This window comes from Parabacteroides sp. merdae-related_45_40 (genome assembly GCF_001915675.1).
The window spans coordinates 1-8,508 of sequence record NZ_MNQY01000080.1 but is presented as its reverse complement, the minus strand read 5'-3'; the positions used below and the strand labels follow the sequence as shown (position 1 = coordinate 8,508).

5 protein-coding genes are annotated in these 8,508 nt (G+C 38.4%); 4 read left to right on the top strand and 1 reads right to left on the bottom strand.

The genetic code is table 11. The features are described 5' to 3' along the window. Positions 1-234: sigma factor (locus BHV83_RS10705; RefSeq protein ID WP_286757503.1), on the bottom strand; the 234-nt coding region annotated here is incomplete at its 3' end. Positions 235-579: 345 nt separating this feature from the next. Between BHV83_RS10705 and BHV83_RS10700 the strand changes: the two genes are divergently transcribed. From BHV83_RS10700 to BHV83_RS10685, 4 genes are all read left to right on the top strand, one after another. Next, positions 580-1,617 carry a FecR family protein gene (locus tag BHV83_RS10700; protein ID WP_122205391.1) on the top strand — a complete coding sequence of 346 codons (1,038 nt, stop codon included), beginning with the start codon at positions 580-582 and terminating at the stop codon, positions 1,615-1,617. Positions 1,618-1,819: 202 nt separating this feature from the next. Further along, positions 1,820-5,335, top strand: a complete 3,516-nt coding sequence (locus tag BHV83_RS10695) for a TonB-dependent receptor (RefSeq protein ID WP_230329100.1) — start codon at positions 1,820-1,822, stop codon at positions 5,333-5,335. A 26-nt stretch (positions 5,336-5,361) separates the two neighbouring features. After that, positions 5,362-7,071, top strand: a complete 1,710-nt coding sequence (locus BHV83_RS10690) for a RagB/SusD family nutrient uptake outer membrane protein (RefSeq protein ID WP_119216620.1) — start codon at positions 5,362-5,364, stop codon at positions 7,069-7,071. Positions 7,072-7,089: 18 nt separating this feature from the next. Further along, complete coding sequence (locus tag BHV83_RS10685; protein WP_286757502.1) at positions 7,090-8,307, top strand: glycosyltransferase WbsX family protein; 1,218 nt, start codon at positions 7,090-7,092, stop codon at positions 8,305-8,307. Positions 8,308-8,508: the final 201 nt, after the last annotated feature.

Sequence of the window (8,508 nt, the reverse complement as noted above, 5' to 3'; positions counted from 1 at the left end):
GCAACGATGCTTGGTGGAGATAAACAGATAGGATTTCAAAGACGTCTCAATTACAAGATTTTCCCGTGTCTCCCAAAGAAAAAGCATTAACTCCTGCACAAGCTCTTCAGAATCATCATCAGAAATATATTGGGATGCATATTCGCAAAGGGGGGAGTAATACTTGATAAACAGCTGCTTGTAAGCATTCCGGTCTCCTTGTTGTAATAGTATTGTCAGGTTATTTTCATCCATATCCCTTAAATTTTTATGAAAAAAGCGTGGAAATGTTCTTGGCTTATTAGGAACCCGAGGCTCTGGTATGCCCAATCCCCCATAATAAGTCTGAACATCCCACGCCTATAGGAGCGCAGGCATTCAGGCTATTACTTCGGGATTTTTAGAAATTTACCAGATTTCGAGTTCCAAAATAATATCTAAACGCTTCTACGTTAGTTTCGATTTCTTTATACAAATGTAGGGAAAAAATAAATAAAACGACAATAACGGTTCAATTCTTTTTTTGCCAACTAGTTTATTTGAAATAATTATACAATGTTGTTTAGGGTATCCTCATTTGATATTTGTCATATATATAGAATGGAAAAAGAACAAGTATATATGACTGTTGGTGAACCGGAAAGTTCAGTTATTCTGAAATACATCTGGGGTACTGCTTCTGAACAAGAGAAAGGAGAGGTTGATCTTTGGCTGAAGAAACATCCAGAAAACGAGAAAGCACTATTACAAATAGCCCGTATTTATTATGTTTGCCGGACACAAGAACGGATTGTTTCTCGGGATCCTTTGAAGGCGTATTGGAAAGTTGATAAAATGCTAAAATCTCAATCATATTTAAAGAAATATCAGAAAAAAGATCGCTATGTCATTTTTCATCGCATCGTAATAGAACTATTAAAAGTTGCAGCTATTGTACTGATTTTGCTCGGTGGAAATTTCTTGTTACAAAAAGATGATCAGATGGAATCATTACCTTCGTTTCAGACTTTGTATGTTCCGGCGGGCCAACGTGCAGAACTGATTTTGCCTGATAGTACGAAAGTATGGCTGAATGCAAACTCGAAACTGGTTTATCCAACCAGTTTTAAGAAAGGAATTCGACAGGTAGAATTGGATGGAGAGGCTTATTTTGATGTTAAGCATAATGAAGATAATCCTTTTGTCGTTGGAACTAAATCAATGAACGTAACGGTGTTGGGAACAGAATTTAATGTGTCTGCTTATTCTGATATCGAGGAGTTTAATATTGCATTATTGAGAGGAAGTATCGAGTTGAATTTACCGGACCGTTCTAGAAGATATAGGATGACGGCAGGTGAACAGGTTTTTTATAAAAAAGGAAAATATGTTTCGGCTCAAATTGGCAATATGGATTATTTTAAGTGGAAAGAAGGGCTTCTCTGTTTTAATAACCAACCGATACATGTGATAATTGATAAGTTACGCTTGTATTATGATGTCAGAATTGAAGTAGCGGATCTACCTTTCTTGGAAGAACGCTATTCCGGTAAATTCCGCGTAAAGGAAGGTATCGAACAAGTATTGAAAGTTTTGCAGCTAGAGCATAAATTTACCTATGTGAAAGATAATGAATTGAATCTGATAACTATAAAATGAATTGCCTATGGAAAAAGAAATGTAGATAAAACGTAAAACCGGATTATGGTTCCAGCATAATCCGGTGAAAATGTCAGCTTGTTGACATAATCAGTAATTAAATCGAGTACTAACATTTTGATACTGCAAAGTTATGAAAAAAAAGTGTACAGGGATAGACCATACCCTGTTATTAAGTGAATTTAAACATACATGTAGAGTGATGAAGTTAATCTTAAGCTTTTTGTTATTATGTGTATCGACTGTCTTTTCAGAAAACGTGAGTTCCCAAATAGCCCGTGTCAATATTGTGGCAAACAAGTTGTCTGTGAAGGAAATTATCAAGCAGATAGAAGACCAGACCGATTATCTTTTCGTATACAGTAATGAGAAAGTTGATTTGAGTCATCGGGTTTCTCTCAATGCTTCGGATATTTCTGTGATTAATGTCTTGAACCGTATTTTTGAGAACTCGGATATCGGATACGCAATGGAAGGGAATAACATCTTATTGATGAAGAAAGAGGCTATTCGGCAGCAAAAAGGAAAAGTTTTGAAGGGTGCAGTGAAAGATCAGAGCGGCGAGCCTGTGATTGGTGCTAATGTCGTTGTAAAAGGAACGACAAATGGTACTGTTACGGATGTGGATGGAAATTTTACATTGGAAGTTTCTAATACGGATGTTTTACTGGTCTCATTTATTGGATATATGACACGTGAGATTCCTGTAAAAGATCGGAATATATTGAATATAAATCTGATTGAAGATACGAAAAGCTTGGATGAGGTCGTGGTTGTAGGTTACGGAACTCAGAAAAAGGTGAACCTGACAGGTGCTGTAAATGTGATTTCCAATGAAGATTTTGAAAATCGCCAGGCTTCTACAGTTTCTCAATTATTACAGGGGGCTGCACCTGGATTTAATTTTGATATCGGTTCACAAGATGGATTCGAACCCGGAGCGACCATGAATATTTCAATTCGAGGTATGGGGTCGTTAAATGGAGGATCGCCTTATGTTGTGATTGATGGTTTTCCTGGCGACTTGAATAATTTGAATCCGGAAGATATTGAATCGGTTTCCGTTTTGAAAGATGCTGCGGCTTCCGCAATTTATGGTGCAAGAGCACCGTATGGTGTTATCTTGGTTACAACGAAGAAAGGAAAGAAGAATGAAAAAGTTAGCGTTTCTTATACTGGTAATTTGATTGTAAAGACTGCTCAAAAACTCCCGGAAAGCTTAGACTCTTATACTTGGACTCGGATCTTGAATGAGGCGGGAGATAATATGGGAGGGCATCCGTTTAGCAACGAGACCATTGACCGTGTTATAGCCTATCAAAAAGGAGATTTTGAATATATCAAAAATTCAATTCCCGATTGGCCGGAAGGTGCTACAATCTTTGGGGCGATGCCGGAAGGAAATGTTTGGAATAATGCTAATTTGAATTATGCCAATACGGATTGGTGGGATATTTATTTTGGAAACAGTGTAAACCAGAAGCATGATATCTCTCTGCATGGAGGTACGGATAAAGTCTCTTATTATTTCTCGGCTGGTTATATGGACGACAGTAGTGTGTTGAATTATGGAACGGACTATTTCAAAAGAATGAATACTTTAGGTAAAATCAGCGTAGCTATTACCGATTGGTGGGATTTCGGCTATGAAACACGTTTTGCAAAGAAGATTAGGGAGAAACCGAATATGACAAATGAGGGTGATTATTCTTTTTTGTATCGGCATATTTCTCGAAATTATCCTATTACACCATTATATGATGGATTCGGTAATTATATGTTTGAGTCTCATATTCCTTCCATGCAGGCAGGGACAGATAAACAGGATGACATTGATTTCTGGAATAACTTTCGGATGGAACTTCGTCCATTGAAAGGTTGGAAAATTAATGCGGATTTTGCTTATAATGTGTATAATCAAGAAATTTCGGAAGTAGAAAAGTATATATATACATATGATATAAATAATCAACCATATGAAAACGGCATAAGTATCCCGAATAATTTGACGCGAAAAAAATATATAAAAAAATATTGGACAACAAATATTTATACTTCATACGATTTTGATATCAATGAAGAGCATAATTTTACAATTTTAGCGGGTATGCAGTTTGAACGGGGAGATGAATCGTGGGTTCAAGGTTATAAAACTGATTTAATTTCAGAAAAAGTACCTTCATTCCCGACAGCAACCGGTGATGCTCTTTTGGCAGAAGCTTTGGCACATAATGCTACAGAGAGTTATTTTGCGAGATTGAATTATAATTATAAAGAGAAATATTTATTTGAAGCGAATGTCCGTTATGATGGGTCTTATGTTTTCCGTAATGGGAAAAGGTGGGGAACCTTTCCTTCATTTTCTGTCGGGTGGAATTTATATAATGAATCGTTTTGGGAAAATATTGAACCTTATGTCAATACGTTGAAAGTTCGAGCATCTTGGGGGCAATTAGGAAACCAGAATATTTCACCTTATAGCGATTTGGAATTAATCCCGATATCGGCTGATAAATTAAACTGGATCTTCAATTATGGTTCAACGAGGCCGGTAGGCTATACTTCTGGTCCCAATTTAGTAAATAGAAATTTGACATGGGAAACAGCTACTACGACCAATGTCGGGATGGATTTATCGTTCTTGAATAATCGATTATCGGCTACTGTGGATTGGTTTGAAAGACGGACCATTGATATGGTCGGACCGTCTCAAGCTATGCCTGGTGTATTGGGTACGGGTGTTCCTAAAGAGAATAATTCAACCTTGCGGACCCGTGGTTGGGAAATTAGTTTGAATTGGAAACATGCTTTGGAAAACGGATTGTCATATAATCTTGGAATAAGTTTGTATGATTATAAATCTGTCGTTACAAAATATTTTAATCCGACAGGGACATTATCAACCTGGTATGAAGGAGCGGAGGTTGGTGATATATGGGGATATACCGTGAATGATTTGTTTCGCTCGCAGGAAGATCTGGATTCATATTTGTCAAAAGTCGATATGACTCATATTGCTGCTAATTGGAATACCGGAGATTTAAAATATGAAGATATAAATCATGACGGTAAGGTCAATAATGGGACGAATACGATTGGAAATCATGGTGATTTATCGGTTATCGGTAATGATCAACCTCATTATCAATATACGATAAACGGAGGTGTTTCTTATAAAGGTTTTGATTTCTCTATGCTTTGGAGAGGCGTTGCTAAGAAGGATATGTATTTCTATCGCGGATCCAATATATATTGGGGATTCATGGGCGGTTGGTGGGAGTCTTGTCTGACTCCTGAACATCTGGATTATTTTAGAGATCAGCCAGGTTCTAAATATAGCGGATTGTATGAGGGGGATGCCAATATAAATACGGATGCTTATTGGCCCAGACCTTATCTGAACAATACAGAAGAAGCAAAAAATAAAAATCATGCGAATACGCGTTATTTGCAGAATGCAGCTTATTTGCGTTTGCAGAATGTTCAGTTAGGCTATAGTTTCCCTCGCAGTATTGCTTCAAAGATGCATTTGGAAAAGCTTCGGATCTATTTCTCAGGTGAGAATTTATTGACATTTTCGAAGTTGCCGAACGGAATAGACCCGGTTGCTCCAGTGGGTTTTCCTACAGGAGGTGAGTTTTTCGGAACTGCCGGTTCGGGACGTTTGACCTATGGTGCTGATAGAATCTATTCTATTGGTTTGACTGTAACTTATTAAGTTTAATTTATTAAGGAGAAAAGATTATGAAACGATTCATATTGACAGCGGTCTCATTTATGACATTATTGTGTTCATGTGAGAATTTTATTGATTTGCAGCCGATGGATAAAATTACGATGGATGATTATTGGAGCACTTCGACCGAGTTGGAATATTATACGCGGCAATTCTATCCTTCATTTTGTCCTTGGACACAGATGGTTGCGGAGATGGCAACGGATAATGATGATATGATAACCGGCAGTCCGAGTGTAATTATGAATGGAGTTCGTTCAAAAACTACCGGTAATTGGACTGGAGAATGGACAAGCATCCGTAATGTAAATATCTTCTTTGAACATTATACGAAATGTCAAAGCGGATATGATGCATATAAGCAGTATTTGGGAGAGGCCTATTTTTTTCGTGCTTGGTTTTATTTTAATTTATTGAAGAAATACGGGGATGTTCCCTGGTATTCACATGTGATAGAAATGGACGATACCGAAGAGTTGATGCGTCCGAGGGATTCTCGTTTGTTGATAGCTGATTCGATATTGGCAGACCTTGATAATGCCATTACGCATCTTGAGTTGAGAAAAGATGTCGGGAATAACCGGATTAATAAGGAAGCTGCGTTGGCGTTTAAGACCCGTGTCGCTTTATTTGAAGGTTCTTGGCAGAAATACCATGCAAATACGGATTTTGGAACAGTCGGAGCTGATCCGACCAAATATTTTAAAATTTGTGTGGAAGCAGCGGAAGAACTAATGAAGGGTGATTATAAAGTCGGTATTTATAATACGGGAAATCCGGATGAAGACTATTATAAATTGTTTGGTTTCGATAATATGTCGGATGTAAATGAAGTGCTTCTTTATCGTGCTTTCAATGCTGCGGAGGGGGCTGGCAATTCGACTCAGGGATTTATTACTTATAACAGCAACTCAAAAGGAATTACTTGGGAACTTGTTTCCTCCTATTTAGGTAAAAATGGTAAGCCGTATGACTATTTGAACACGGCGGCAGCGAATAAGGGGAATGTATTCCTGACGAAGATCGCAGAAGATTGTGACGTTCGCTTAAAATCGACTGTTTGGATTCCTGGCGATTTGATGTCTGTAGGAGAGAATGCCTATTTTAGTGGGCCGACCATTGAAGGTGGTGCCTTACAATTATGCCCGACAGGTTTCCAGGTAAAAAAGACTGCAAATCCAAATTCCCCGGCTGCCGGAAAATCTTGGGAAACACAGGCCGAAACTGGACTTATTCTGTTGCGTTATGGTGAAGTCCTGCTCAATTATGCAGAAGCCAAATGTGAATTGGATAATTCGGTTGCATACGAAGCTCTGAATTTGTTGAGGAAACGTGCCGGAATGCCTGATTTTTCCGTGAATGCACAAAGCTTAGATAAGAATAAGGTGGACTATGGGTATTCCATTACGGATGAATTATATGAGATCCGAAGGGAAAGAAGAGTGGAAATGGCTTTGGAAGGACAACGGGATGAAGATTATATGAGATGGGCAGCAAGTGCGCTCTTTAAAAATAAACGGCCGAAAGGATATCCCGTTGATCTGGCTCAAAATCCTAATTTCAGTTCAAAGGTAGACGAAAATGGGTTGATTGACTATTATAAAGGTGTAATGCCTAGTGGCTATCAATTTAGAGATAAACAGGATTATTTGTATTCTATTCCGCAGGATGAATTAACATTAAATCCGAATCTGAAACAAAATCCAGGATGGAATTAATCATTAAATTGTGATATTATGAAAAACAAATCGAGTTGGTTGATGGTTTGCACTATGTGCATGTGTTTATTGATGTGTGGATGCCTGAATGTGCAGGCGAAGAAAAATGGGGAAAAGGAAGTTCGTGCCAATGTCGTCCCCGAGTATTATGTGGCGGCTTATATCTGGCCTTCTTGCCATGATGATCCGATGGGACATGAAGTGCTATGGTCGGAAGGAACTGGAGAGTGGGAAATTATCAAAAAAGGAAATCCTCGTTTTGAAGGACATTATCAGCCGAAAGTACCTTTGTGGGGATACGAGCTGGACAATGATCCTCAAGTAATGGAGAAATGGATCGATGCTGCTACCGACCACGGTGTGAATACGTTTATATTCGACTGGTACTGGTTCAATAACGGTCCGTTTCTGGAAGGCTGCTTGAATGATGGTTTCCTGAAAGCTAAGAATAACCATAAAATGAATTTCTATATCATGTGGGCAGACCACGATGTGGCACGAAACTACTGGAATGTACATCGTTACAAAGATGATAACTCTCGTTTATGGGATGGAGCGATCGATTGGGAAAATTTCCGGATAGTAGTAAAACGCGTGATCGAACAGTATTTCAAACAGCCGAATTATCTGAAATTGGATGGTAAACCAGTATTCTCCATCTTTAGTTTGGATAATCTGATCAAAACATTCGGGGACCTAGAGGGAACCTGTAAAGGCTTGGATTATTTTAGAAGCGAGGTGAAAAAAGCAGGATTCCCGGATTTACATATTCAATTAATTGCGGGTGGTGTGCCAAATGAAGAACGAGTGGAACAGATCGAAAAATTAGGAGTTAGCAGTTTGACGCAATATAATTGGGGTGGTCCGATCTATGAAGATTATGTTCGTTGGGGTACGGAAGCGTTGGAACGTCTTCAGAAATGGGATGAAGCGGTTTCTATCCCTTATTTCCCGAATGCATCCATTGGTTGGGATGATACGCCTCGTTTTCCTCATAAGACACAGAAAGATGTGGTTCATCTGAACCAATCTCCGCAAAGTTTTGCTGCTTTTTTGCAAAAGGCGAAAGAATATTGTGACAAACATCCTGATCAGCCGAAGCTGATTACGGTTTATGCTTGGAATGAATGGGTGGAAGGCGCTTATCTGTTACCGGATATGAAATATGGTTTCGATTATCTGAATGCAGTAAAAGATGTGATGGTTGATGGTAAATATGAGAAATACACCAAATAGTTGATGTTTGGATAATTATTTTTTGCCCTTACAGATATCTGGCTTTGGGGACGGTATTTGTAAGGGCTATCAGAAATGATCTAAATCGGTTTTGAAATGGTCTTAGAGCCTGTTTGAATTTTGTTCGACACTGTTTTGCTGTTTGTTTTCGAGGATATTTATCTGTTTTCATTATCGATGACAATACGAAGGTAGGGCCTC